This window comes from Pseudomonas sp. DCB_BI (assembly GCF_026240995.1).
Classification (GTDB): Bacteria; Pseudomonadota; Gammaproteobacteria; order Pseudomonadales; family Pseudomonadaceae; genus Aquipseudomonas.
Window position 1 is genome coordinate 301,035 of record NZ_JAPFCG010000002.1, and the last position, 25,192, is coordinate 326,226.

A 25,192-nucleotide genomic window follows, 5' to 3' on the forward strand; every position below is an offset into this window, starting at 1 on the left:
GATCATGCGTATTTCTACTGGCCAGTACTTTGCCAACAGCACGACCAGCTACTCCAAGGCGTTTGCCTCGGTCACCAAGACCCAGGAGCAGATTTCGTCGGGGACGCGTATCCAGACCGCAGCGGATGACCCCGTCGGCGCTGCCAAGCTGCTCAAGCTGCAGCAGCAGAGCGCCATGCTAGATCAGTACAGCGGCAATATCACCACCATCAACAACGCGTTGAACAACGAAGAGTCGATTCTGAGCAGTGTGACCGACTCGTTGCAGCGCGCGCGTGAGTTGGCGTTGCGTGCAGGCAGTGGTGGGTTGTCCGATGAAGACCGGGCATCCATCGCCGGGGAGATTGGCCAGATCGAAGACACGGTCTTCAGCTTGCTCAACAGTAAGGACTCCAACGGCAATTACATCTTTGCCGGGTCCAAGAGCACGACTCAGCCTTATGTACGCAACAGCGACGGCACCTATACCTATCAGGGGGATCAGACACAGCTCAGCCTGCAAGTCTCCGACACCCTGAGCATTGCTACCAATGACACCGGCTACAGCATCTTCGAGCAGGCCACCAATGTTTCCCGCACCCAGACGGCACAAGTCACGCCTGCTCCAGACAGCGGCGTGCTGACGCTGTCTGCGGGCACCTTGACCTCGGCGCGCAGCTACAACAGCACCTTTACATCGGGTGAGCCCTACACCGTCACGTTCACCAGCAGCACCGAGTTCACCGTGACCGATGGGGCAGGTAATGATGTCACCTCCGAGACCAGCACGGGCGGCATCATTGACCCGGATGACGAGGCGGGTACAGCGTTCACCTTCCGCGGTGTGGAATACGCGGTTAACGTGACGCTGGATGAAGAGCAGGCGGCAGATGCCGATAACCTGGTCAGCCAGTACAGCTTCAATCTGTCCAGTGTCCCGGACAGCATCACGTCCTCGCGCCTGCCGAGCAATACTTCGACCGCGCAGGTTACCGGTGGCAGCGTGACCGATGCCCAGGCATACGCGGCGGGTTTCCCTGATGGGGGGGCGGTCATCAAGTTCACCAGTGACACGGCCTATGAGGTCTATGCTGCACCGCTTAGCGAGTCCAGCAAGGTCATCGGTCAAGGCACGTTGACCGGTTCCACGGTTACGGTCGCGGGGGTTACGTTGAATGTGGCGGGTACGCCGGCGGCAGGCGACCAGTTCAATATTTCGGCTGATTCGCACGAGAACCAGAACGTTCTCAATACCCTCGCCACATTGAAGAATGCGCTGAACACACCCACATCCGATGGCGCTACCTCGTTGTCCATCACCAATGCGGTGGCGTCTGCTATCGGCAACCTCGACTCGGCAAGCGATCAGATCGACATCGTCCGTGGCTCGATCGGTGCACGTGGCAATGCCCTGGAAATCCAGTCGACTGAAAATTCCAGCCTGGGCCTGGTCAACGCCGCTACCCAATCGACCATCGCAGACACCGACATGGCTGAAGCCAGCGTTCAGCTGACCTTGCAGCAAACCATGCTGCAAGCCGCTCAGCTTGCGTTTTCACGCATCTCGCAACTCAGCCTGTTCGACAAGCTCTAACCATCAGGGCCGGGTCGAGTCGCTGCCTTTTTCATTTAAAAGCAGCGCTCGATTCGGCTTTTTTGTATCTTAGTGTTCGGATGTGACGTCCCATTTTCAGTTGTGACCCACGGGTCAAAACGCGCATCTTCACTGTAACGTGCAGGCTGGCTCAGGCTGCGGGTGTATTGTGGCTTGTGCCAGCCCCGGTTAATGTGGCCAGTTTTTCAGGCACCCCTCGGTTCAGGCGAGCGGTGATCATCAGCTATTCAGTATTGGGAAGCCAGAATGATTGGCATTAAAAGCATAGCGAGCTACGTGCCCTCAGCCGGCCTTGATAATTACGCCCAAGGTGCAAAATTCGGCAAGGATGATGCCTTCATCCTAGGCAAGATCGGCTCGGCTTTCCTGCCGCGCAAGGATGATGACCAGGAAACCTCCGACCTGTGTGTCGAGGCAGTCAAAAACCTGTTCGCGAATAACCCGCAGTTGAACCCGGATTCTATCGATGCGCTGATCGTCGTTACCCAGAACGGCGATGAAGAGGGGCTGCCACACACCTCTGCAATTGTGCAAAGCAAGCTTGGCTTGCCTACGACCATTGCGGCATTCGACATCTCGCTGGGTTGCTCGGGCTACGTTTACGGCCTGTATGCGATGAAGGGTTTCATGGAGGCGGCGGGCCTGAAGAACGGCTTGCTGATCACGGCTGACCCTTATTCGAAGATTGTCGACCCTGAAGACCGCAATACCACCATGCTGTTTGGCGATGCCGCCACAGCCACCTGGATGGGCGAAGACCCTGCCTGGGTACTCGGCAAGTCGAAATTCGGCACTGATGGCTCCGGGGCTCCGCATCTCAAGGTTTCCGATGGCACCTTCTTCATGAATGGCCGCCAGGTATTCAACTTTGCATTGGTCAAAGTTCCGGCGCATTTGCAGGAGCTGCTGGGCGACTCTAATCTGCAGGCCAGCGATATCGATGCCTTCTGCATCCACCAAGGCAGTGCGGCTATTGTTGATGCCGTGGCGCGGCGCTTCGACGAAGAGCAGCCGGAGAAGTTCGTCAAGGATATGGTCGAGACCGGGAATACCGTGTCCTCGAGCATTGCCTTGCTGCTGGAAAAGCACATGTTCGACTCGAGCTGGAATCGCGTAGCGATCAGTGGGTTTGGCGTGGGGCTGTCGTGGGGGTCGGCCATTATCGAGCGTCGTGGCTGAGCGTTCCCGTGGTCATGGAAAAACCGCTCAGCCGAGCGGTTTTTTTTCGGCTGTAACTTGCCTGTAGGCGGCACTTCTTTATTGCGCTCAGCTTGGTTTGGCCCTCTTTTTGCAATAAGGGGTTAGCTGTCAACAATGCGTCTTTCAGTAGAGATGCGAACAGTTAAGCACATGCATGCGAGGGCCAAGTATCCTCGCTTCAGCCATTCTTGCCGAGGTTTTAAATGACTGGGAATCCATCGTCCGCTTATGAGGCGAGCTTCGCCCATGCGCAAAAGATGCATGGTGACGGCTACGTCGATGAAGCGATTGCACAATACCGCGTATTGGCTGATCAGCAGCCTGACGATTTGGCGGTGAAGGTTGCGCTGGGTTCGGCGCTTCTTCAGCAAGGGCATGACTTCCTGGCCGAGCCTTATCTGCGAGAGGCCTGGGAGGGTGCGCCGCAGGACATGGCGGCCAATTTCTTCTGGGGGCAATTGCTGAACCGTCGTGGTGAGCATGCTGCGGCTCGTGACTGCTTCTTGACCACTGTTGCTTTTGAGCCGCGCCATGCTCCCGCTCGCCGTTCTCTGGCGACTCTGGCCCTGTATGCCGGTGATCTGGACGAGGCTTACCACTGGATTGGTAGCCTGTCGGCTTATCAACCCAAAGGCGATATCAGTGCTGTGAGTGCGCAGTTGGAAATGCTGCTGAACAAGCGCAGTGCGGGCAGTGAATATTATTGCGGTAGTGCCGTGGTGTTCTCTCGTTCCAGTAAGTCGGCCGAAGGCCCACCTGGCGAGCGTGAACTGCTGGAACTTAATCCAGAACGCGTCGACGGTATATTGGCGCATTGTGGTTGGTCGCGCATTGAACCGGGCACGCTGAATCTTTCGCTGCAGTTCGACTTCGATGATGTTGCTCAGGCTGTCGCACCTGCGTTCTATGAGGCGGGCGCGGAAGTGGTGTATCCACAAGGTTACGAGCACATCCCAAAGGCGCGGGTCGGGTACTGGTATTACACCGGTTATGTACACTATCAGGGTAAGCATGTACCCGTATTGTTCCGTCGAGCGGTGACGCCCAACAGTGCTGATGTGATCGAAGTATTTGCCGAGTGCGCTGTGCGCGAAACGCTCGCTGTCGGCGATGGTGCCAAGGTATTGTGCTACTTCGCTACACCGGGCGTGCCAGTAAAAGATGATAAATGGCTGGCGTGTTTGCTTGAGGTCTATGCGATCTTCTTTGCCCAAGCTCAGCAATTTGGTCGTAAGCGGGAGCTCTATCAGGGGCATGAAGGCTGGAGCATGCCGGGGCAGCGGCCGACACTTCATCGTGTCGAAAAGTATGCCCTCAGTCGCTGGCTGAGCCCGCAGGCCCGGGTGCTTGATATTGGTTGCAACATTGGTTGTTTCGGGATCGAAGTATCAAAAAGTGTCGGCAGCTATGTCGGGTTCGACATCAATGAATCGCTGGTGCAGATCGGTCAGCGCCTGGCGAGCTATCACGCCGCGGATAATTGCGAGTTCCTGACCGCTTCGTTTGAAGACTACCGTAACAGTAACCCAGGCAAGTTCGACCTGATTTTCTCGTTTGCCGTGCACGTGTGGATCGGTAAGCCTATGGCTAGCTATGTGGCTGACCTGAAGGACATGCTGGAGCCTGGCGGTATCGTGGTGATCGAGAGCAACGATCTGGTGCGCAACGATGCCCAATTCTTTACCAATATGGCTGCGTTCTACGAGCAAGGCTTTTTCCTGCTCTACAAGGGCAGGCTGCAGGACGACGGTGTGATCAACCGCGGGTTCTGCGTCTTCAAACGTCTGGACTGACAGGTAGTAAGCGGCCCCCGTAGGCGGGGGCCGTTTAATCGCCGATCGTCAGGCGATGATGTGCTCAGCCTTGAGCATTCGTACCACTTCGGCGATGGCCGCTTCCCAGTCCAGCAATTCACGGTTACGAATCATCTCCACGCTGGGGTACCAGTAGCTGCGACCCGGCTTGATGCCCCAGCGCCAGCTCGGGTTGGTGGGGAGCAAGACGAAGGTGCGCACGCCGAGGGCGCCAGCTAAGTGGACGGTGGTGTTGTCGATACTCACCACGGCATCCAATGCGCTGATCTGCGAGGCTTGCTTGTCCATGTCAAGGCGGGCGTCGATGCGAGGATCATGGTGTAACGGGACACCGTGTCGTGCTGCCTCCTCGCGTTCGGATGCGCAGGTGTCGTACTGCAGGTCAATCAGTTGCACATCCGTGCATGCAGCCAATTGGGCCAGATGTTTGAATGCAATCAATCGGCTTTGCATCTCAGTGAACAGCGTTTTCCCGCCGCGCCACGAAACCCCAATCAGGCGCTTGCCGGGGAACAGCTTGCGATAGTCATCCCGAAGCATTTGTGTCTCTTGAGGGTCTGCTTTCAGGTAGCTCTGCTGTCGGGGGAAGCTGTCCAGCGACTTGCGGAAGATGGATGGCAAGCTGCCGATCGGAATCTGGTAATCGCTCTTCGGCCAGCTTTGCTGGAATATCTTCTTGCCCGCCAGGTCCTGTTCACCCTGTTGTTCCCGGCGCACAAAGTTGATGTGGGGGAAGCTGCGTTTGAACAGTGTGTCGAGCCTGGCATAGATCTCGTAGTGCAGGTGCTCGGCCACCTGGTGCAGCTCGCTGAGCATGCTGGCGAACATAATGTGATCGCCAATACCCTGTTCGGCCCAGGCCAGCAGCGTCTTGCCGTTCAATGGTTCGCCTGTCCAGCGCGGGATGGCGAACTCATGGTAGTGCTCGGGCTGCACGGCTGGCCAGCGCCATTCGTAGTACTCCCATCCGGCTTCGAACTCGCCGAGTTTGAGCAGGTTGATTGCGATGTTGTTGTGCGCTGAGGCATGTTCAGGCTCAAGGGCCAGCAGGCGCTTGTAGTAGGGCAGAGACTCGGCGTATCTGCCTAGCTGTTCAAGGGTCACCGCAAGATTGAGCAGTTGCGTGGTGTTGTCGGGTGTCATCTCCAGCCCAAGTTGATAACAGCCTACCGCATCGTGGAATTTTGCTTGCCCGTAGTAGAGCTGGCCCAGCAGCGTCAGGGTCTGCGATTGCTCCTTCGGATGGGTGAAGCGCTCTAGGGCATCGACCAGCAGCAACTCCAGTTCGCTGGTTCTGGCACTGCTCTCCAGTGCCTGATACAGCAGCTTGAAGCGGCGCAAGGTGCGGTGGGCCTCATACCAACGGCGTGCCAGTGCCACATCTGCCTTGAACTGGGCACTTTCATACAGGTGTGGGAAGAGGGTTTTATCCACTCCCTCACTCGGTGCCTGCTGCAACGCCTGCTTAACGTGAGGTGCCGCATCCGCCTCGTTGCCCTGCTCGAAATAGAGATGGGCCAGTTGGGCATGACCTTCGGCCAGATTCGGCGTGATGTGCAACAACTGTTGATAGAGTCGAATCTGCGCTGTGAAATCTTGCTTCTTCTCAGCGAGCTGCAGCTCTTTGCCGATGCGCTTGACCGCTGCGTATTCTGATTGCATGGGCTTCCGGGATCCTGGGCGGGTGTCGGTGTTTTGACTAATCCTGGTGTAAAGCAAGAAGAGGGCCACGCTGTGGCGACAGTGGGGAAATCAGCCTTGTCGAGTGGATGGCGCAGAAAGGCGAAAAAAAAAATTAAAGCCACTGGCCATGACGACGATAACCCTAGTGAAGGTTCTGCGGGGTGCGTTGAACGGCAACCACACCGCTTTAGAACTCCACCCCGTTAGCCCAAATGCAAGGATCTTGTCATGGCTCTTACCGTCAACACCAACATCGCCTCCCTGTCGGTTCAAAAGAACCTGACCAAAGCGTCCGACTCTCTGACTACCTCGATGACCCGTCTGTCGACTGGTCTGCGTATCAACAGTGCCAAGGACGACGCAGCGGGCTCCCAGATTTCCAACCGTCTGACTAGTCAGACCAACGGCTTGAACGTCGCCATCAAGAACGCCCAGGATGCCAACTCCATCGCTACTGCTGCTGAAGGTGCTCTGCAAGAGTCGACCAGCATCCTGCAGCGTATGCGTGAACTGTCCCTGCAGTCGGCTAACGGCTCCAACAGTGCTGAAGACCAAGGTGCACTGAACCAAGAGTTCAAGTCGCTGACCGCCGAACTGACTCGTATCTCCAAGACCACCACCTTCGGTGGCGGTACTTCGGGTATCAACCTGCTGGACGGTACTGCTGGCAACGCCGGTACCCTGACCTTCCAGGTAGGCGCCAACGCCAACGAAACTGTCAGCTTCACCCTGAGCGACATGGGGGCTAGCGCCCTGAAAGGTACTGCGTCGCTGGCCACCCTGTCGGTTAACTCGGTTGTCGCTGCCAAAGGTGACGTTATCACCGCTGGCGGTACCCTCACCATTGGTGGTGTGGACGTCGAGATCGCTTCCAACTCGTCGCTGTCCGACGTGGTTAGCGCCATCAACACCAACATCAGCGGCGTAACTGCTGTTATGAACTCGGCCGGCACCGGTATCATCCTGACTTCGGGTGATGACATTGCTTCGGTAAGCGCAATCGGTGGTTCTACCGCCGTAGCCGCCATCACCACCGCGAGCACCGGTTCTTCGACCGTGCAGAAGCTGAACATCTCCGATGCAGCTTCCGCTCAGATCGCCACCCAGGTCATCGACGGTGCCCTGAAGCAGATCGACACTCAGCGTTCCGCTCTGGGTGCCATCCAGAACCGTCTGGACAGCACCATCACCAACCTGCAGAACGTTGCCGAAAGCGCCACCGCGGCACTGTCGACCATTCAGGACGTGGACTTCGCGGCAGAAACCGCCGAGATGACCAAGCAGCAAACCCTGCAGTCCGCGGCCACTGCAGTACTGGCCCAGGCCAACCAGCTGCCTTCCGCCGTACTGAAGCTGCTGCAATAAGGTTGGCCTGACGGCCGATAGTCGAGAAGGGGCGCATCGCGCCCTTTCTTGCTTTTCGCTTGAGAGGTGTGGTCTATGGACGTGAATCTCAATGTGAACGCTGCCGCAGGCAATGCCGCCAGCGCTCCAACGGTCGGCTCCGTAGCCGGTCGGCAGGCCGCTGCAAGCGCACCTGCAGCAACGCAAAGCGACGCAACTGCATATTCGGCAGACGCGTTGAACCAGGCGGTAGAGGGGCTTCGTTCCCTGGCGCAGGCCTCGCACCGCAATCTCGATTTTTCCATTGACGAAGGCTCCGGGCAGACCGTGGTCAAAGTCATTGCGAGCGAAACCGGTGAGGTCATTCGGCAGATTCCTTCGGAGGTTGCGCTTAAGCTGGCGCAAAACCTGAAAGATGCCGATGGGCTGCTGCTGAACGTCGAGGCCTGAGGACGTGGCGCGGATTTTGTATGCCTACTTCCAAAGGCGTCGGAAATCCGCTGCTGCACAGCGTTGAGCGTCAAATTTTAAGGGAGTCTGAATAATGGGCACTTCCATTAATGGAGTCGGGTCGGGGTACGACATCGACACGATCGTATCGGCCTTGGTCAGCGCGCAAAAAGCGCCAAAGCAAAGCCAGATCGATAAGGCGACTACGTCAGCCAGCACGACGCTGTCGGCTATCGGAACGCTGAAAAGCGCGCTGTCAAAATTCCAGACCGCCATGGAAGACTTGAGCGAAAACAGCTCGTTCACAGGGTTGACCGCCAAATCGTCCAATGAAGAGGCGTTGACAGCCAAGGTGGGTGCCGGTGCTGCCACGGGTACTTACGTTATCAAGACGACTTCGATCGCCACCAGCTCGAAGGTTGCCACGCGTTACATCGATACCGGCACTACGTTCGAGGCTGGGACCCTAAGCGTCAAGCAGGGGTCTGGCGCCGCAACCACCGTCAAGGTGGCCGCTGGGGCTTCGCTGTCGGATATTCGGGACAGCATCAACACCCAGCTGAAATCCAGCGGTATCACGGCCAACATCATTTCCGATTCGGAAGGCCAGCGACTGGTGCTGAGCTCCACCAAGACAGGTGAAGGCACTGACATCAGTATTACCTCCAGCACCGATGCGTTGACGGCGCTGACAATCGATGGTGCGGGTACCCAGGCCTCTGACGATGTCGGCGGTTATGTTGTCGCTCCGGCTGCTGATGCGGTCTACACCATCGACGGTCTGTCGATGAAAAGTGCCACCAACGAGATCACGACGGCAATCAGTGGCGTCGAGTTCACCTTGCTGGAAGATGATACAAAAGCCACGATCACGGTCGATACCAACACCGACGGTTTGAAGGAGTCCATCAACACCTTCGTGGATGCCTACAACACCCTGATGGCGTCGATCAAATCGTTGACCAAGGTGACCTCCACCACGGATGACGATGGTAATGCGACAACCTCGGCTGCGGCGCTGACCAGTGACTCGTCGGTCCGTAATATTGTAAGCGGCCTGCGCAATCAGTTGATCAGCAGCTCAACCGATGGCGGAACGATCAAGTTGCTGTCGCAGCTGGGCGTTTCGACCCAGAACGACGGAACTCTAGCCGTCGATGAGGACAAGCTCGACGCTGCGCTGGAAACAAACGCTGCCTCGGTGGAGGGATTCTTCACGGGGTCGGGTGGCCTGCTGACCCGTATGTCCTCGGCGCTGGATCTGTACGTTGCTGATGACGGTTTGCTGGACAAGCGCACTGACACGTTGAACGACACGCTGTCTGATCTGGCTGAGCAGCAGACCGCACTTGATCGCCGTATCACTAAATACGAAGCGACGATGTACTCCAAGTACAACGCGATGGATACGTTGATCGCACAGCTCAAATCGACGAGCAGTAGCGTGATGACGACCTTGAACGCGTTGAACAACGCCAGCTCTGAGGATTCGTAGGTCGCTGCGGCCCTGGGGTTAAAGAACGGCGCCCTTGGGCCGATACACTTTTCAATGGCGATCATCGCCAAAAATATTTGATAGGGGCAGCGTAATGAACCGTATGGCCGCGCTTCGGCAATACCAGAATGTGAACACCCAGTCGGAAATCCACGGCGCTTCGCCACATCGGTTGATCCAGTTGCTGATGGAAGGCGGCTTGAGCCGTATCGCTCAGGCGCGTGGAAGCATGGAGCGGGGGGAGCACCTGGAAAAAGCCAAGCTGATTACCAAGGCCATGGGGATCGTCGCCGGGCTGCGCGAAAGCCTTGATTTCCAGCAGGGTGGGCAGTTGGCGATGGATTATGCGCGCCTCTATGATTTCATGATGCGTCGTCTGGTTGAGGCAAATCGCTCCAGCGACCCCCGGATTCTGGATGAGGTGACCAGGGTACTGCTAGAGCTGAAGATCGGTTGGGATGGTATCGCTCAGCAGGCAGCGGAGGTGTCATGAGTCAGAATGACGGGGGCGCAGATACCCAGGTCTCAGGTGCCTCCGCGCAGGTGGGGGCTGAGGGTGCGATCTCGGTTTCGCAGCGCGTTAACGCTTCTCGCGTTGCGTTGGCTGATGCGTTGGCCAGGGAAGACTGGGAGGCCGTAAGCGTGCTGGATATCGAGTGCCGGGCATGTGTCGAGGCCGTGTTGAGCGAGCCAAGTCTAGACCGTGCGCAGGTGCAAGCAGATCTGGAAGCGCTGTTGGAAATTTACCGCTCACTGGTTGCGGATGCCAGTCAGGCCCGCCAGGCAATCGCCAGGGAAGTATCCGAGTTCCGGAAGTCAGCCAGCCAGGCCAAGATCTACAATCTCTTTTCTAGCCCCGGTGCTTGAGTGCATCGAGCTCTCCGGTTGAGCGAGCTCGACTGAATTGATCTGCGTCACCGTTCGGTCGGTTTTTTTTGTGAGCGGTGTCCGCTGCCGGGGTATCGGGGCGGCAGCTGCCTCAATTTCGTGAGAGAATTCGCCTGTCGCGCTAAGCTCAAGCCGCTGTCATGGTATACCATCACTGTCAGTCGGCAGCTCATTTGTAAATTTATGTGCGCCATAAATTTGACTACATGAGCCTTTTTGACTTTACTAGTGGCTGTTTTCGAATTTCAGACGTCCGAACACTGACCATTCAGTCGGAATGATGTCGAGCACGCCCCTGCAGGGCGCCGATATGACTAGGGAAGTTGCTATTGCATGTGGCGTGAAACCAAGATTCTGCTGATCGATGACGACAGCGCGCGCCGCCGCGACCTTGCGGTGGTGCTGAACTTCCTCGGCGAAGAAAACCTCGCATGTGCCAGCAATGACTGGCAGCAGGCGGTCGAGCCATTGTCCTCGAGCCGCGAAGTGCTGTGCGTGCTCATCGGCACCGTAAATGCTCCGGGCAACCTTCTTGGGCTGCTTAAGACAGTGGCTACCTGGGATGAGTTCCTTCCGGTTCTGCTTTTAGGTGAAATTTCTTCTGCCGAACTGCCGGAAGACCTTCGCCGCCGGGTGCTCTCCAATCTGGAAATGCCGCCAAGCTACAGCCAACTGCTGGATTCGCTGCACCGTGCCCAGGTTTACCGCGAAATGTACGACCAGGCGCGGGAGCGCGGTCGCCAGCGCGAGCCCAACCTGTTCCGCAGCCTGGTCGGCACCAGCCGGGCCATCCAGCATGTGCGGCAGATGATGCAGCAGGTGGCCGATACCGACGCCAGCGTGCTGATCCTGGGTGAATCGGGCACCGGCAAGGAAGTGGTGGCGCGTAACCTGCACTACCACTCCAAGCGCCGTGAAGCGCCGTTCGTGCCGGTCAACTGCGGTGCAATCCCGGCCGAGCTGCTGGAAAGCGAACTGTTCGGCCATGAGAAAGGCGCCTTTACCGGGGCGATCACCAGCCGTGCCGGGCGTTTCGAGCTGGCCAACGGCGGCACCCTGTTCCTCGACGAAATTGGCGACATGCCGTTGCCGATGCAGGTCAAGCTGCTGCGCGTGCTGCAGGAGCGCACTTTCGAGCGCGTCGGTAGCAACAAGACCCAGAGCATCGACGTGCGCATCATTGCGGCGACCCACAAGAACCTCGAGACCATGATCGAGGACGGCACCTTCCGCGAAGACCTGTACTACCGCCTGAACGTATTCCCCATCGAGATGGCGCCACTGCGTGAGCGGGTAGAAGATATTCCGCTGCTGATGAACGAGCTCATCTCGCGCATGGAGCACGAGAAGCGCGGTTCCATCCGCTTCAACTCGGCGTCGATCATGTCCCTGTGCCGCCACGGCTGGCCGGGCAATGTGCGCGAGCTGGCCAACCTGGTCGAACGCATGGCGATCATGCACCCGTACGGGGTGATCGGTGTGTCCGAGCTGCCGAAGAAATTCCGCTACGTCGATGACGAAGACGAGCAGATGGTGGACAGCCTGCGCAGCGACCTGGAGGAGCGGGTGGCGATCAACGGTCACGCGCCCGACTTCAGCAGCCATGCCATGCTGCCACCGGAAGGCCTCGATCTTAAGGACTACTTGGGTAGCCTGGAGCAGGGGCTGATCCAGCAGGCGCTGGATGATGCCAATGGTATTGTTGCGCGCGCGGCTGAACGTTTGCGTATTCGCCGTACCACCCTGGTGGAGAAAATGCGCAAGTACGGCATGAGCCGCCAAGGCGGTGAGGAGCAGGCGGAGGATTGATGTTTGGGCGGGGTGTTCGCCTGGGGATTTGCGTTTGGGCGGGGATCGAGCGCCGCCCGCGCGGCGCGCGATCTCCCAGGCGCAACAAAACGCACGGCGAACCCTTCTCCGCCCTGACCCAATCCCACATCCAACCCAAATCCCTATCTCCGGCACGTCTATTGCTACACCGCTGGCATCACACCGTTTTTATGACGGTCAGCCACGCGAGAGAGCACGATGCCCCAGGTCGCCCACCTATCCCGAGCCCCCGATCAGCAGGGGCATACCCCGGTCGAGCAGGACAGCCGTCAGGGTATCGAGCACGCCTTCGCCCTGTTCAACCAGGTGTCCAGCCAGCTGAGCCAGTCCTACAGCCTGCTTGAAGCCCGGGTCAGTGAACTCAAGGGCGAGCTGGCCGTGGTCAGCGCCCAGCGCATCGACGAACTCAGCGAAAAGGAGCGCCTGGCCAACCGCCTGCAAAACCTGCTGGACCTGTTGCCTGGCGGCGTGATTGTGATCGATGGCCAAGGCCTTGTGCGCGAAGCCAACCCGGCTGCCTGCGAACTGCTCGGCGAGCCGCTGATCGGTGAGCTTTGGCGCCTGGTGATTGCCCGCAGCTTTGCGCCGCGCAAGGATGACGGTCATGAGGTCTCGCTGCGCGATGGTCGCCGCCTGTCGATCGCCACCCGTTCGCTGGATGCCGAACCCGGCCAACTGGTGCTGCTCAACGACCTGACTGAAACCCGTCGCCTGCAGGACCAGCTGGCGCGCCACGAGCGCCTGTCGTCATTGGGCCGCATGGTCGCTTCGCTGGCGCATCAGATCCGTACACCGTTGTCGGCCGCCATGCTCTACGCCAGCCACCTGGCCGACAGCGAACAACCACTGAGCGCAGAAACCCGCCAACGCTTCGCTGGCACCCTGAAGGAGCGTCTGCACGAACTGGAGCACCAGGTGCGTGACATGCTGGTGTTCGCCCGTGGTGAGTTGCCACTGGGTGACCGAGTTACCCCAAAAGCCTTGTTCCAGGCCCTGCAGCAGGCAGCGCAGGCACATGTGCAAGGCCATGCCGTGCGCTGGCAGTGCGACAGCCATCTGGGTGAACTGCTGTGCAACCGCGACACCCTGGTCGGCGCCTTGCTCAACCTGATCGAGAATGCACTGCAAGCCAGCGATGGCTCGGCGCGCTTGAAAGTGCACCTGTTCCGCCGCGAGCGCACCTTGCACCTGTGCGTGAGTGATGCTGGTAGCGGTATCGACGCCGAGTTGTTGGCGCGCCTGGGTGAGCCGTTCCTGACCACCAAGGCCACGGGCACCGGCCTGGGGCTGGCGGTGGTCCAGGCTGTGGTGCGTGCGCACCAAGGCGTGATCAGCCTGCGTTCGAAAATCGGTCGAGGCACTTGCGTACGGGTGGAGTTGCCGCTGATCGACGGGCAGCTGGCGGAGGGCGCGTAATGGCAATCAATGTGCTGTTGGTCGAGGACGACCGGGTACTGCGCCAGGCGCTGGGCGACACCCTGGAAATCGGCGGCTTTGCCTACCGGGCCGTTGGCTCCGCCGAAGAAGCGCTGGAGGCGGTGCAGGATGACACCTTCAGCCTGGTGGTCAGTGATGTGAACATGCCCGGTATGGACGGGCACCAGTTGCTCAGCCAGTTGCGCCGCCAGCGACCACAGCTGCCAGTGCTGTTGATGACCGCGCACGCCGCCGTCGAGCGTGCGGTCGAGGCCATGCGCCAGGGCGCTGCCGATTACCTGGTCAAGCCGTTCGAGCCCAAGGCGCTGCTCAGCCTCGTCGAGCGGCATGCCGCCGGGCGGGTGACGGGTGAAGAGGGCCCGGTAGCCTGCGAGCCGGCCAGCCGACAGTTGCTGGAGCTGGCCGCGCGGGTGGCGCGCAGTGATTCGACCGTGCTGATTTCCGGGGAGTCCGGTACCGGGAAGGAAGTGCTGGCGCGGTACATTCATCAGCAATCGCCACGGGCAGCGCAGCCATTCGTGGCGATCAACTGCGCGGCGATCCCCGACAACATGCTCGAAGCCACCCTGTTCGGCCACGAGAAGGGCGCGTTCACCGGCGCCATCGCTGCCCAGGCTGGCAAGTTCGAGCAGGCCGAAGGCGGGACCTTGCTGCTGGACGAAATCTCGGAAATGCCCATGGCCTTGCAGGCCAAGCTCCTGCGTGTGCTGCAGGAGCGCGAAGTGGAGCGGGTAGGTGGGCGCAAGCCGATCAGCCTGGATATCCGCGTGCTGGCGACCACCAACCGTGACCTGGCGGGTGAGGTGGCGGCCGGCCGTTTTCGTGAAGACCTGTACTACCGCCTGTCGGTGTTCCCCTTGGCCTGGCAACCGTTGCGTGAGCGCCCGGGCGACATTCTGCAACTGGCCGAGCGCTTGCTGGCGCGACACGTGGCCAAGATGAGGCACGCCCCGGTGCGCCTGTCGCCGCAGGCGCGGGCCTGCCTGCAAGCCTATGCCTGGCCGGGCAACGTTCGCGAGTTGGACAACGCCCTGCAGCGGGCGCTGATCCTGCAGCAGGGCGGGGTGATCGAGGCGGCGGATTTTTGTCTGGCGGGTGCCATTCCATTGTCAGCTGGCATCGAGCCATCACCTGAAGTGGCCGCCGAAGTGGGTGGGCTGGGCGATGACATGCGTCGCCACGAGTACCAGATGATCATCGACACCCTGCGCGCCGAGCGGGGCCGCCGCAAGGAGGCAGCGGAGCGCCTGGGAATCAGCCCGCGCACCTTGCGTTACAAGCTGGCGCAGATGCGTGATGCCGGGTTCGACGTCGAGGCCAGCCTGTTCGGCTGAGGAACAGCGCACTCCGCTGCAGCGCGGTTCCTTGGGGAGATTCCAGGGTTTTTGGCTATGGCATCAGGGTTGCCAGGTGCTCGGCATGGCATCTTCAGCGCTCGATCTCACAGGCGCTGCATCCTTTGTGGCCAACACCTGGGCACACGCTTTAGTTGCCAAGGCTGGCACCTTTGTTGCTTTACGTAGGCTATCCGCCGCAGGCGTGTCAAAAAAATGCGGCCGCAGGAGAGAGAAGGGTCATGAGCCAAGGTGTTGAATTCAATCGTCTGATGTTGGACATGCGGGCCATGCAGGCCGATGCCATGTCGTTGCCAAAGGTTACCGCGGCGCCCGAACTGGCGCCGGGGCAAAGTACCTTTGCCGACATGCTCGGCCAGGCCATTGGCAAGGTGCATGAAACCCAGCAGGCCTCGACCCAGCTGGCCAACGCCTTTGAAATCGGCAAGAGCGGCGTCGACCTGACCGACGTGATGATCGCTTCGCAAAAGGCCAGCGTGTCGATGCAGGCCATGACCCAGGTACGCAACAAGCTGGTCCAGGCGTACCAGGACATCATGCAGATGCCGGTTTGAGGGCGGACGTAAACCATGGCTGAAGCAGTCGTCGAAAACGCCCCCGCCAAGTCTGGTACGCCAGCGGCCAAGCCGCCGCTGTTCGGCATGGCGTTTCTGGAAAACATCGCGCGGATGCCCATGCTGCGGCAGATCGGCCTCATGGTCGGACTGGCGGCCAGCGTGGCGATCGGCTTTGCCGTGGTGCTGTGGTCGCAACAACCCGATTATCGTCCGCTGTACGGCAGCTTGTCGGGCATGGACACCAAGCAGGTCATGGACACCCTGTCCGCTGCCGACATTCCCTACAATGTAGAGCCCAATTCTGGCGCCCTGCTGGTCAAGGCCGACGACCTCTCCCGTGCGCGCCTGAAACTGGCCGCCGCCGGGGTGGCGCCCAGCGACGGCAATGTCGGCTTTGAACTGCTCGACAAGGAGCAGGGCCTGGGCACTAGCCAGTTCATGGAAGCCACCCGCTACCGCCGCAGCCTGGAAGGCGAGCTGGCGCGCACAGTGTCCAGCCTGAACAACGTCAAGGCCGCACGTGTGCACCTGGCCATTCCGAAAAGCTCGGTGTTCGTGCGGGATGAACGCAAGCCAAGCGCCTCGGTACTGGTCGAGCTGTACCCAGGGCGCGCCCTGGAAGCCGGTCAGGTAATGGCCATCGTCAACCTGGTCGCCACCAGCGTGCCGGAACTGGACAAGTCCCAGGTCACCGTGGTCGATCAGAAGGGCAACCTGCTGTCCGAGCAGTTGCAGGATTCTGCCTTGACCGAGGCCGGCAAGCAGTACGACTACAGCCGACGCATGGAAAGCATGCTCACCCAGCGTGTGCGCAACATCCTGCAGCCGGTGCTGGGCAATGACCGCTACAAGGCCGAAGTGTCCGCCGAGCTCGACTTCAGCGCGGTCGAGTCCACCGCCGAACAGTTCAACCCGGACCAGCCGGCACTGCGCAGCGAGCAGTCGGTTGATGAGCAGCGTGCCAGCAGCCAGGGCCCGCAGGGCGTGCCCGGCGCATTGAGCAACCAGCCGCCCGGCGCTGCCTCGGCACCGCAGACCACTGGTGGCGCCGCCACCCCGGCTGCGGCCATTCAGCCTGGCCAACCGCTGGTGGATGCCAACGGCCAGCAGATCATGGACCCGGCCACCGGCCAGCCGATGCTTGCGCCGTATCCGTCAGATAAACGTCAGCAAAGCACCAAGAACTTCGAGCTGGACCGCTCCATCAGCCACACCCGCCAGCAGCAAGGGCGCATGACCCGCCTGTCGGTGGCGGTAGTGGTGGACGACCAGGTCAAGATCGACCCGGCTACCGGCGACACCACCCGGGCACCGTGGGGCGCCGAAGACCTGGCGCGCTTCACCCGCCTGGTGCAGGACGCCGTCGGCTTCGATGCCAGCCGTGGCGACAGCGTGACGGTGATCAACGTGCCGTTCGCCGTCGACCGGGGCGAGGAAATTGCCGAGATCGCCTTCTACCAGCAGCCGTGGTTCTGGGACATCGTCAAGCAGGTGCTGGGCGTGGTGTTCATCCTGGTGCTGGTGTTCGGTGTACTGCGGCCGGTGCTGAACAACATCACAGGGGGCGGCAAGCAGGCTGCCTCGGATAGCGACATGGAGCTGGGCGGCATGATGGGTCTGGATGGCGAACTGGCCAACGACCGCGTCAGCCTGGGTGGCCCGACAAGCATTCTGCTGCCTAGCCCGACCGAGGGTTACGAGGCACAGCTCAACGCAATCAAAGGCCTGGTGGCCGAAGACCCGGGCCGCGTTGCCCAGGTCGTGAAAGAGTGGATCAACGCCGATGAGTGATAACCGAGCCGTTACCGCCAAGCTGAGCCGCGTCGACAAAGCGGCGATCCTCTTGCTGTCGCTGGGCGAGACCGATGCGGCCCAGGTACTGCGCCACATGGGCCCCAAGGAAGTGCAGCGGGTCGGTGTGGCCATGGCGCAGATGGGCAATGTGCACCGTGACCAGGTCGAGCAGGTGATGAGCGAGTTCGTCGAGATCGTCGGTGATCAGACCAGTCTGGGCGTGGGTTCCGACGCGTATATCCGCAAAATGCTCAACCAGGCCTTGGGCGAGGACAAGGCCAACGGCCTGGTCGACCGTATCCTGCTGGGTGGCAACACCAGCGGCCTGGACAGCCTGAAGTGGATGGAGCCGCGCGCCGTGGCCGACGTGATCCGCTACGAGCACCCACAGATCCAGGCCATCGTGGTCGCCTACCTCGACCCGGACCAGGCCGGTGAAGTGCTGAGCAACTTCGACCACAAGGTCCGCCTGGACATCGTCCTGCGTGTTTCATCGCTGAACACGGTGCAGCCGGCTGCATTGAAAGAGCTGAACCAGATCCTCGAGAAGCAGTTCTCGGGCAACTCCAACGCAGCGCGCACTACCCTGGGTGGCATCAAGCGGGCGGCCGACATCATGAACTTCCTCGACAGCTCGGTGGAAGGCGCACTGATGGACGCGATCCGCGAAATCGACAGCGACCTGTCGGAGCAGATCGAAGACCTGATGTTTGTCTTCAACAACCTGGCCGACGTCGACGACCGTGGCATTCAGGCGCTGTTGCGCGAAGTGTCGTCCGACGTGCTGGTGGTGTCGCTCAAGGGCGCCGACGAGCGGGTCAAGGACAAGATCTTCAAGAACATGTCCAAGCGGGCCTCGGAGCTGCTGCGCGACGACCTGGAGGCCAAGGGGCCAGTGCGGGTCAGCGATGTCGAGACGGCGCAGAAGGAAATCCTCACCATCGCCCGGCGCATGGCCGAAGCCGGCGAGATTGTGCTCGGCGGCAAGGGCGCCGAGGAAATGATCTGATCTTATAGCGGCGGCAAGTCCGCCGTTGACCCTGTGGGAGCGGGCTTGCCCGCGAAGCAGGCGCTGCGGTGGATCGCACGGGCGTTGCCCGTGTTCGCGAGCAAGCCTGCTCCCACAGCGTGCGCGCCAGTTCAATCTTTTTGAGCGAGTGTGCATTGGCTGAACATGGATTGAGTACCTGAAAACATGTCCACCAAAGAACATCACCCCAGCGACCTGATCCGCGCCCGCGACCTCGAGGGCGTGGATGTGTGGACGCTGCCCAGCTTCGACCCGGAGCCCGAGCCAGAGCCCGAGCCGGAACCGGAGCCTGAGGTCATCGCGGAAGAAGTAGAGGAAGTGCCGCTGGAAGAAGTCCAGCCGCTGACCTTGGAAGAGCTCGAAGCCATTCGTCAGGAAGCCTACAACGAGGGTTTCGCCACCGGTGAACGCGAGGGCTTCCACAGCACCCAGCTCAAGGTCCGCCAGGAGGCCGAAGAGGCCCTGAAGGCCAAGCTGTCCAGCCTCGAGCGGCTGATGACCAACCTGATGGACCCGATCGCCGAGCAGGACACCCAGATCGAGAAAACCGTCGTCCACCTGGTGGCGCACATGACCCGCCAGGTCATCGGCCGTGAACTGCGCAGCGATTCCAGCCAGATCACCCAGGTGCTGCGCGAGGCGCTTAAGCTGCTGCCGATGGGGGCGGACAATATCCGCATCCACCTCCACCCGCAGGATTTCGAGCTGGCCAAGGCCCTGCGCGAACGCCACGAGGAAAACTGGCGGCTGCTGGAAGACAGCGCGCTGCTGCCGGGGGGCTGCCGCATCGAAACAGCCCACAGCCGCATTGACGCGACCATGGAAACCCGTATCGAAAAGGCCGTGGCACAGCTGTTCGACCAGTTGCACGACCATTCACTGCACCCGGCGGCTCCCGACATGTCGGTAAACCTGGACGCCCCGGTCGAGCCTGCCATGGACAACCCTGATGCGCCTTGACCGCACCAGTTTCGGCAAGCGCCTGGGTAGCTACGCCGAGGCCATCGAGTTGCCAGCGCGGCCCATCGTGGAGGGCCGCCTGTTGCGCATGGTCGGCCTTACCCTGGAGGCCGAAGGCCTGCGCGCCGCTGTCGGCAGCCGCTGCCTGGTCATCAATGACGACAGTTACCACCCGGTGCAGGTCGAAGCCGAAGTCATGGGCTTTGCCGGCCCCAAGGTGTTCCTCATGCCGGTTGGCAGCATTGTCGGCATCGCCCCGGGCGCCCGCGTGGTGCCCCTGGACGACGGTGGCCGCCTGCCCATGGGCATGGGCATGCTCGGCCGGGTGCTCGACGGTGCTGGCCGCGCGCTGGACGGCAAGGGCGGAATGAAGGCCGAGGATTGGGTGCCGATGGACGGCCCGGTGATCAACCCGCTCAACCGCGACCCCATCAGCAAGCCGCTGGATGTGGGTATCCGCAGCATCAACGGCCTGCTCACTGTCGGCCGAGGCCAGCGCCTGGGCCTGTTCGCCGGTACCGGCGTGGGTAAGTCGGTGCTGCTGGGCATGATGACGCGCTTTACTGAAGCCGAGATCATCGTGGTCGGCCTGATTGGTGAGCGGGGCCGGGAAGTGAAGGAGTTCATCGAGCACATCCTGGGTGAGGAGGGGCTCAAGCGCTCGGTGGTGGTCGCATCGCCCGCCGATGATGCGCCGCTGATGCGCCTGCGCGCCGCCATGTACTGCACGCGCATTGCCGAGTACTTCCGCGATAAAGGCAAGAACGTGCTGTTGCTGATGGACTCGCTGACCCGTTTCGCCCAGGCCCAGCGGGAAATTGCCTTGGCCATCGGCGAGCCGCCGGCCACCCGCGGTTATCCACCGTCGGTGTTCGCCAAGCTGCCCAAGCTGGTCGAGCGGGCCGGTAATGGCGAGCCGGGTGGCGGCTCTATCACGGCGTTCTACACGGTGCTGTCGGAAGGTGACGACCAGCAGGACCCGATCGCGGACTCGGCACGGGGCGTGCTCGACGGCCACTTCGTCCTGTCGCGGCGACTGGCTGAGGAGGGCCATTATCCGGCCATCGATATCGAAGCGTCGATCAGCCGGGTCATGCCGCAGGTGGTGGACGCCGACCACTTGCGCCAGGCGCAGAAATTCAAGCAGCTATGGTCGCGCCTGTCGCAAAGCCGCGACCTGATCAGCGTCGGTGCGTATGTGGCGGGCGGTGACCCGGAAACCGACCTGGCCATTGCCTTGCAATCGAAGCTGGTAGCGTTTCTGCGTCAGGGCCTGCATGAGAACGTGGGCATGGCGCAGAGCCGCGATGATCTGGGGGCGATTTTCACGCCCCCGGCAGGCTGATAGGCCATGGCACTGCCCGGACGTGCCGCGCGCCTGGCGCCGGTGGTGGATATGGCCGAGGAGGCCGAGCGCAAGGCGGCGCAGCGCCTTGGCCATTTCCAGCAGCAGGTGGCCACCGCCCAGGCCAAGCTGGCCGAGCTGGAGCGCTACCGCGAGGATTACCAATTGCAGTGGATCAACCGTGGCGGGCAGGGGGTCAATGGCAGCTGGCTGGTCAATTACCAGCGCTTTCTGGGGCAGCTGGAAGCGGCCATGACCCAGCAGCGGCAAAGCCTGGTCTGGCACCAGAACAACCTCAACAACGCCCGAGGCACCTGGCAGCAGGCCTATGCCAGGGTGGAGGGTTTGCGCAAGCTGGTGCAGCGCTACCTGGATGAAGCCCGACGGGCCGAAGACAAGCGTGAGCAGCGGTTGCTGGATGAGCTTTCCCAGCGGTTGCCCCGGCAGAGCCATGTGTAGGGGGTCGTCGCTGGTCTTGCAGCGTTTGTGAGATCGAGCGCCGCCCCCGCGGCGCTCGATCCCCCGGACACCGCAGGCCGCACGGCGAACACTTGCCACCCCCACCATCGCCTGCTAAACCTTAAAGGAGTTGCATCCGCCATCATCGAAGGAATCGCTAGCATGGCAGTCGAGACTGATTTTTCGCAGGACGGGAAAAAGCTGACAATCAAGATCAAGGGGCGCTTCGATTTCGGCAAGCATCAGGAGTTTCGCGACGCTTACGAACGCCAGACCAGCCGGCCAGATTCGGTTGTTGTCGACCTGAGGGACACTACCTACCTGGACAGTTCTGCGCTCGGCATGTTGCTGTTGCTGCGCGACCACGCAGGCGGCGACGAGTCGGATGTGCGGGTGGTGCATGCCAGTTCCGACGTGCGCAAGATCCTCGCCATTTCCAATTTCGAAAAACTCTTCGATATCAGTAGTTGAGCCCCGACATGCCGGCCGAACAGGCTTTGACCGTGCTGGTAGCTGAAGACGGTGCCGCCGACCGCCTGCTGCTGGCGCAGATCGTGCGCCGCCAGGGTCATGAGGTAGTTACCGCAGAAAACGGCGAGCAAGCTGTGGCGCTGTTCGTAGAGCGGCGCCCGCAGTTGGTGCTGCTTGACGCATTGATGCCGGTGATGGACGGTTTCGAAGCGGCGCGGCAGATCAAGGCCCTGGCAGGCGAGGCGCTGGTGCCGATCATTTTCCTCACCTCGCTGAACGAGGAGCAAGGCCTGGTGCGCTGCCTGGAGGCCGGCGGTGATGATTTCATGGCCAAGCCCTACAGCGCGGTGATTCTCGCCGCCAAGATACGGGCCATGGACCGCCTGCGCCGGTTGCAGGCCACCGTGCTGGAGCAGCGCGACCAGATCACCCGGCACCATCACCATCTGCTGAACGAGCAGCGGGTGGCCAAGGCGGTTTTCGACAAGGTCGCACACTCCGGTTGCCTGTCGGCGCCGAACATCCGCTACCTGCAATCGCCCTACGCGCTGTTCAATGGCGACCTGATGCTGGCGGCGTTTACCCCGGCCGGCGACATGCGCGTGCTGCTGGGCGATTTTACCGGGCACGGCTTGCCAGCGGCGGTCGGAGCCATGCCACTGGCCGAGGTGTTCTACGGCATGACCGCCAAGGGCTATGGCATGGCGCAGATCCTGCGCGAGATGAACGCCAAGCTCAAGCGCATCCTGCCGGTGGACATGTTCTGCTGTGCGCTGCTGCTCAACCTCAGCATGCAGCGTGGCTCGGTGGAGGTATGGAACGGCGGCATGCCGGATGGCTACCGGCTGTCAGTAAAGGGCCAGGTGCTGTCGGTGTTGGAGTCGCGGCACCTGCCGCTGGGCATTCTCGCTGCCGAGCGCTTTGATGACAGCACCGAGGTGTTGCCGCTGGCGGCAGGTGAGCGCCTGTTGCTGTTGTCGGACGGGGTGCTCGATACGGCCGACGACGAGGATCGCCTGTTCGGCGTACAGCGGCTGCGTGCAGTGCTGGCCGATAACCGTGAGCCGGCCCAGTTGTTCGATGAGCTGATGCAGGCCCTGGAGCGGTTTGGCGGGCGTCCTCGCGACGATATCAGCTTGTGCGACATCCGCATGTTCAGCGCCGAAGAGCGGGTCCCGGTGCCGATGATCTACGCTGAGAGTGGCCGCTCCAGCCCGCTGGATTGGTCGCTCGGCTTCGAGGTTCGTGGCGAGAGCCTGAAACGCTTCAATCCGGTGCCGTACCTGGTGCAGTTGTTGCAGGAAATTCACGGCCTGCGCACGCGTACAGGCAACCTGCACAGCGTGCTCAGCGAGTTGTATTCCAATGCCCTGGAGCATGGCGTGCTCGGCCTGGACTCGCAGCTGAAAAGCGATGTGCAGGGCTTTGCCAACTACTATCAGGAGCGCGCCCGGCGCCTGGGCGCGCTGACCGATGGTTTTGTAAGCATCAATTTCAAGGTTGAACCGCATGGCGACGGCGGGCGTCTGATGATCGAGGTTCGCGACAGTGGTGCCGGCTTCGATGTGCAGCGTGTACTGGCGCGGCCTCCGCGAGATCAGGGGTTGAGCGGCCGTGGTCTGAACCTGGTGCAGCGGCTGGCCAGTGATGCGCGCTGGAGTGAAGGCGGGCGCTGCGCACATGTGGACTTCGTCTGGTGAGCCAGCGGCTGGCTCGGGCATAATCTGGCTTGATCAAGGAGTGAACAAGTGACTGACATGCATATTGACCACAAGGTACTCCGGGACCTGCGTGAGGTCATGGAAGATGGCTACCTGCAGTTGGTGCAAACTTTTCTGGATGACTCCGAACGGCGTCTGGGGCAGCTGCATGCGGCGAAAAACGCCGAAGAACTCGGCGCGGCTGCCCACAGTTTCAAGGGCAGCAGCAGTAACATGGGGGCGGTTGCCCTCGCAGCGCTGTGCCAGCAGCTGGAAGAAAGTGCCCGGCGGCCCCCGCTGTATGGCATCGAAGACCTCATCAGCCGCATCGACGAGGAGTTCGCTGAAGTGCAGCGCTTTTACCGCGATGAGCAGCAGCGTATATCTGCAGGCTGAACTGTGAGTTGGCGCGAGTCTTGCGTGTCTCTAGCCAGATGATTTTATTGTTTCTGGCGCGGAGACCCCTCGATGCCTGTCGCACCCAACCCTCTATTGCAAGCTAACGCCGCTGCCAACACATCGCGTCCGGCCGCCGTTCAGGCGGACAAACCGCAGCAGGCAGTGGGCGACAAGGGCGACGGCTTTGGCCAGGTGATGGCCCGACAGGGCCGCGACAAGGCTGTGGGGCAGGATGAAAAGGTCGCCCAGGCCAAACCCAAGGACAAACCTGATGTGGTGGCGGGCGGCAAGGAAGACCCGGCCGACGAAACCGCCGTTGCCGATGACGGCAACAAATTGCCAGCGCAAGAGGTGGTCCAGGCTGATACTGGCTTGCTTGATGCCAGCCTGGTGGCCGGCCAGGTCACCGATGCCCAGCCGGGCGCGCAGCTGATCCAGGCCCAGGCCGAGGCGGTGGCGCCGATGCTGCAGGCCGCTACTGCGCAAATCCAGGAGGCGCTACCTGAGGCGCCGCCTGCCGAAGAAGCGTTCGACCCGGAAGCCGACCCTTTAGCCAACCTGCCGACCTTGCGCCTGGCGCTGGAGCACAGTGCCCAGGCCAAGGGTAATACCTCCGCACATGCCCTTGATCCCTCCCAGGCCCAGGGTGAAGATGGGCAGGTGGCCGTCAATACCTTGGCGAATGTGGTCGAGAATGCCGAGGGCGAAAGCGGTGAACCGGGTGACAAGGCCTTTGGCGCCTTGCTCGAAGATGGCTTGAAGGACACCAAGAGCGCCAGCAGCGACACCCGTGTCGACGATTTCGCCAACCGCCTGGCGAGCCTGACCCAGGCGGCCACGGCCAAGACCGCCAACGCCGTGCCGGCCAATGCCAGCCCGCTGCACCAGCCGTTGCCGATGAACCAGGACGCCTGGGCCGAAGGGCTGGTCAACCGGGTCATGTACCTCTCCAGCCAGAACCTCAAGTCGGCGGATATTCAACTGGAACCGGCCGAGCTGGGCCGCCTGGACATTCGCGTCAATGTCGCGGCGGACCAGGCCACTCAGGTCACCTTCATCAGTGGTCACGCCGGTGTGCGTGATGCCCTCGACAGCCAGGTGCACCGCCTGCGCGAGCTGTTCGTCCAGCAGGGGCTGGCGCAGCCAGATGTCAATGTGGCTGATCAGTCGCGTGGGCAACAACAGCAGCAGGGGCAGGCGCAGGCGCAGGGCAGCAACTTGTCCGGGGTCGCGGCGCGGCAGGCGGAACAGGGTGGGGTCGAGGTGGTTGATAGCGCCCGGCCTTTGGAACAGCAGGTGGTTGTCGGCGACAGTGCGGTCGATTATTACGCCTGATGTCTGGTGCATGGCTTGGTTCTTGTGGGGGCAGTGAGATCGAGCGCCGCCC

At 61.1% G+C, this 25,192-nt stretch carries 22 protein-coding genes; 21 read left to right on the plus strand and 1 reads right to left on the minus strand.

All coding sequences use genetic code 11. From position 1 onward, the window contains the following. Positions 1–4: 4 nt before the first annotated feature. The 3 genes from OO258_RS03705 to OO258_RS03715 all read left to right on the plus strand — a co-directional run bounded on the left by OO258_RS03705 (position 5) and on the right by OO258_RS03715 (position 4,587). The gene (locus tag OO258_RS03705; protein WP_266028894.1) at positions 5–1,573 is read left to right on the plus strand and encodes a flagellar hook-associated protein 3; all 1,569 of its coding nucleotides are present in this window, start codon (positions 5–7) and stop codon (positions 1,571–1,573) included. 267 nt (positions 1,574–1,840) lie between these two features. Beyond that, the gene (locus OO258_RS03710) at positions 1,841–2,773 is read left to right on the plus strand and encodes a ketoacyl-ACP synthase III (RefSeq protein WP_266028895.1); all 933 of its coding nucleotides are present in this window, start codon (positions 1,841–1,843) and stop codon (positions 2,771–2,773) included. 224 nt (positions 2,774–2,997) lie between these two features. Then, complete coding sequence (locus tag OO258_RS03715; protein WP_266028896.1) at positions 2,998–4,587, plus strand: class I SAM-dependent methyltransferase; 1,590 nt, start codon at positions 2,998–3,000, stop codon at positions 4,585–4,587. Between the two features lie 48 nt (positions 4,588–4,635). Here OO258_RS03715 and OO258_RS03720 read toward each other — a convergent pair whose 3' ends face one another. After that, entirely contained in the window at positions 4,636–6,339 is a 1,704-nt protein-coding gene (locus tag OO258_RS03720) for a tetratricopeptide repeat protein (RefSeq protein ID WP_266028897.1), read from the minus strand. 180 nt (positions 6,340–6,519) lie between these two features. Here OO258_RS03720 and OO258_RS03725 point away from each other — a divergent pair, with 180 nt between their 5' ends. The 18 genes from OO258_RS03725 to OO258_RS03810 all read left to right on the plus strand — a co-directional run bounded on the left by OO258_RS03725 (position 6,520) and on the right by OO258_RS03810 (position 25,140). Then, complete coding sequence (locus tag OO258_RS03725; protein WP_266028898.1) at positions 6,520–7,656, plus strand: flagellin; 1,137 nt, start codon at positions 6,520–6,522, stop codon at positions 7,654–7,656. Between the two features lie 75 nt (positions 7,657–7,731). Continuing rightward, the gene (locus OO258_RS03730; RefSeq protein WP_266028899.1) at positions 7,732–8,085 is read left to right on the plus strand and encodes a flagellar protein FlaG; all 354 of its coding nucleotides are present in this window, start codon (positions 7,732–7,734) and stop codon (positions 8,083–8,085) included. Positions 8,086–8,179: 94 nt separating this feature from the next. Continuing rightward, a complete protein-coding gene (gene fliD, locus OO258_RS03735; RefSeq protein WP_266028900.1) occupies positions 8,180–9,580 on the plus strand; it encodes a flagellar filament capping protein FliD in 1,401 nt (466 codons plus the stop codon). Positions 9,581–9,674: 94 nt separating this feature from the next. After that, on the plus strand, positions 9,675–10,073 hold the full coding sequence (gene fliS / locus OO258_RS03740; protein ID WP_266028901.1) for a flagellar export chaperone FliS: 399 nt from the start codon (positions 9,675–9,677) through the stop codon (positions 10,071–10,073). Continuing rightward, the gene (locus tag OO258_RS03745; RefSeq protein WP_266028902.1) at positions 10,070–10,447 is read left to right on the plus strand and encodes a flagellar protein FliT; all 378 of its coding nucleotides are present in this window, start codon (positions 10,070–10,072) and stop codon (positions 10,445–10,447) included. Before fliS ends, OO258_RS03745 begins: the two co-directional genes overlap by 4 nt. Before the next feature lie 354 nt (positions 10,448–10,801). Then, positions 10,802–12,277, plus strand: coding sequence for a transcriptional regulator FleQ (fleQ, locus tag OO258_RS03750; protein ID WP_110743612.1), 1,476 nt, complete (start codon positions 10,802–10,804; stop codon positions 12,275–12,277). Between the two features lie 219 nt (positions 12,278–12,496). Beyond that, positions 12,497–13,714 (plus strand): sensor histidine kinase, encoded by a 1,218-nt coding sequence (locus OO258_RS03755; protein WP_266028903.1) that lies wholly within the window; start codon positions 12,497–12,499, stop codon positions 13,712–13,714. Beyond that, a complete protein-coding gene (locus OO258_RS03760; RefSeq protein ID WP_266028904.1) occupies positions 13,714–15,069 on the plus strand; it encodes a sigma-54-dependent transcriptional regulator in 1,356 nt (451 codons plus the stop codon). Before OO258_RS03755 ends, OO258_RS03760 begins: the two co-directional genes overlap by 1 nt. Before the next feature lie 242 nt (positions 15,070–15,311). Then, the gene (gene fliE, locus OO258_RS03765; protein WP_003254438.1) at positions 15,312–15,644 is read left to right on the plus strand and encodes a flagellar hook-basal body complex protein FliE; all 333 of its coding nucleotides are present in this window, start codon (positions 15,312–15,314) and stop codon (positions 15,642–15,644) included. Positions 15,645–15,659: 15 nt separating this feature from the next. Continuing rightward, positions 15,660–17,438 (plus strand): flagellar basal-body MS-ring/collar protein FliF, encoded by a 1,779-nt coding sequence (gene fliF, locus OO258_RS03770; RefSeq protein WP_266028905.1) that lies wholly within the window; start codon positions 15,660–15,662, stop codon positions 17,436–17,438. Then, positions 17,431–18,450 carry a flagellar motor switch protein FliG gene (gene fliG, locus OO258_RS03775; protein WP_013973604.1) on the plus strand — a complete coding sequence of 340 codons (1,020 nt, stop codon included), beginning with the start codon at positions 17,431–17,433 and terminating at the stop codon, positions 18,448–18,450. The genes fliF and fliG overlap by 8 nt, the downstream gene beginning before the upstream one ends. A gap of 186 nt (positions 18,451–18,636) precedes the next feature. Next, positions 18,637–19,431, plus strand: a complete 795-nt coding sequence (fliH, locus tag OO258_RS03780; protein ID WP_266028906.1) for a flagellar assembly protein FliH — start codon at positions 18,637–18,639, stop codon at positions 19,429–19,431. Further along, entirely contained in the window at positions 19,421–20,776 is a 1,356-nt protein-coding gene (fliI, locus tag OO258_RS03785) for a flagellar protein export ATPase FliI (RefSeq protein WP_266028907.1), read from the plus strand. The genes fliH and fliI overlap by 11 nt, the downstream gene beginning before the upstream one ends. 6 nt (positions 20,777–20,782) lie before the next feature. After that, positions 20,783–21,235, plus strand: coding sequence for a flagellar export protein FliJ (gene fliJ, locus OO258_RS03790; protein WP_266028908.1), 453 nt, complete (start codon positions 20,783–20,785; stop codon positions 21,233–21,235). A 162-nt stretch (positions 21,236–21,397) separates the two neighbouring features. Next, positions 21,398–21,706 (plus strand): STAS domain-containing protein, encoded by a 309-nt coding sequence (locus tag OO258_RS03795; RefSeq protein ID WP_110747226.1) that lies wholly within the window; start codon positions 21,398–21,400, stop codon positions 21,704–21,706. 8 nt (positions 21,707–21,714) lie between these two features. Continuing rightward, complete coding sequence (locus OO258_RS03800; RefSeq protein ID WP_266028909.1) at positions 21,715–23,406, plus strand: fused response regulator/phosphatase; 1,692 nt, start codon at positions 21,715–21,717, stop codon at positions 23,404–23,406. A 48-nt stretch (positions 23,407–23,454) separates the two neighbouring features. Then, positions 23,455–23,802, plus strand: a complete 348-nt coding sequence (locus OO258_RS03805) for an Hpt domain-containing protein (RefSeq protein WP_266028910.1) — start codon at positions 23,455–23,457, stop codon at positions 23,800–23,802. 72 nt (positions 23,803–23,874) lie between these two features. Then, positions 23,875–25,140, plus strand: coding sequence for a flagellar hook-length control protein FliK (locus OO258_RS03810; protein ID WP_266028911.1), 1,266 nt, complete (start codon positions 23,875–23,877; stop codon positions 25,138–25,140). Positions 25,141–25,192 lie beyond the last annotated feature (52 nt).

What these genes read in the sequence shown, in the direction of transcription:
- OO258_RS03795 (WP_110747226.1), top strand. Translation starts at nt 21,398, where the DNA reads ATGGCAGTCGAGACTGATTTTTCGCAGGACGGGAAAAAGCTGACAATC.
- OO258_RS03725 (WP_266028898.1), top strand. Translation starts at nt 6,520, where the DNA reads ATGGCTCTTACCGTCAACACCAACATCGCCTCCCTGTCGGTTCAAAAG.
- OO258_RS03710 (WP_266028895.1), top strand. Translation starts at nt 1,841, where the DNA reads ATGATTGGCATTAAAAGCATAGCGAGCTACGTGCCCTCAGCCGGCCTT.
- OO258_RS03810 (WP_266028911.1), top strand. Translation starts at nt 23,875, where the DNA reads ATGCCTGTCGCACCCAACCCTCTATTGCAAGCTAACGCCGCTGCCAAC.
- OO258_RS03705 (WP_266028894.1), top strand. Translation starts at nt 5, where the DNA reads ATGCGTATTTCTACTGGCCAGTACTTTGCCAACAGCACGACCAGCTAC.
- fliI (WP_266028907.1), top strand. Translation starts at nt 19,421, where the DNA reads ATGCGCCTTGACCGCACCAGTTTCGGCAAGCGCCTGGGTAGCTACGCC.
- fliF (WP_266028905.1), top strand. Translation starts at nt 15,660, where the DNA reads ATGGCTGAAGCAGTCGTCGAAAACGCCCCCGCCAAGTCTGGTACGCCA.
- OO258_RS03755 (WP_266028903.1), top strand. Translation starts at nt 12,497, where the DNA reads ATGCCCCAGGTCGCCCACCTATCCCGAGCCCCCGATCAGCAGGGGCAT.
- fliH (WP_266028906.1), top strand. Translation starts at nt 18,637, where the DNA reads ATGTCCACCAAAGAACATCACCCCAGCGACCTGATCCGCGCCCGCGAC.
- fliJ (WP_266028908.1), top strand. Translation starts at nt 20,783, where the DNA reads ATGGCACTGCCCGGACGTGCCGCGCGCCTGGCGCCGGTGGTGGATATG.
- fleQ (WP_110743612.1), top strand. Translation starts at nt 10,802, where the DNA reads ATGTGGCGTGAAACCAAGATTCTGCTGATCGATGACGACAGCGCGCGC.
- OO258_RS03730 (WP_266028899.1), top strand. Translation starts at nt 7,732, where the DNA reads ATGGACGTGAATCTCAATGTGAACGCTGCCGCAGGCAATGCCGCCAGC.
- fliD (WP_266028900.1), top strand. Translation starts at nt 8,180, where the DNA reads ATGGGCACTTCCATTAATGGAGTCGGGTCGGGGTACGACATCGACACG.
- OO258_RS03745 (WP_266028902.1), top strand. Translation starts at nt 10,070, where the DNA reads ATGAGTCAGAATGACGGGGGCGCAGATACCCAGGTCTCAGGTGCCTCC.
- fliG (WP_013973604.1), top strand. Translation starts at nt 17,431, where the DNA reads ATGAGTGATAACCGAGCCGTTACCGCCAAGCTGAGCCGCGTCGACAAA.
- fliS (WP_266028901.1), top strand. Translation starts at nt 9,675, where the DNA reads ATGAACCGTATGGCCGCGCTTCGGCAATACCAGAATGTGAACACCCAG.
- OO258_RS03715 (WP_266028896.1), top strand. Translation starts at nt 2,998, where the DNA reads ATGACTGGGAATCCATCGTCCGCTTATGAGGCGAGCTTCGCCCATGCG.
- OO258_RS03800 (WP_266028909.1), top strand. Translation starts at nt 21,715, where the DNA reads ATGCCGGCCGAACAGGCTTTGACCGTGCTGGTAGCTGAAGACGGTGCC.
- fliE (WP_003254438.1), top strand. Translation starts at nt 15,312, where the DNA reads ATGAGCCAAGGTGTTGAATTCAATCGTCTGATGTTGGACATGCGGGCC.
- OO258_RS03760 (WP_266028904.1), top strand. Translation starts at nt 13,714, where the DNA reads ATGGCAATCAATGTGCTGTTGGTCGAGGACGACCGGGTACTGCGCCAG.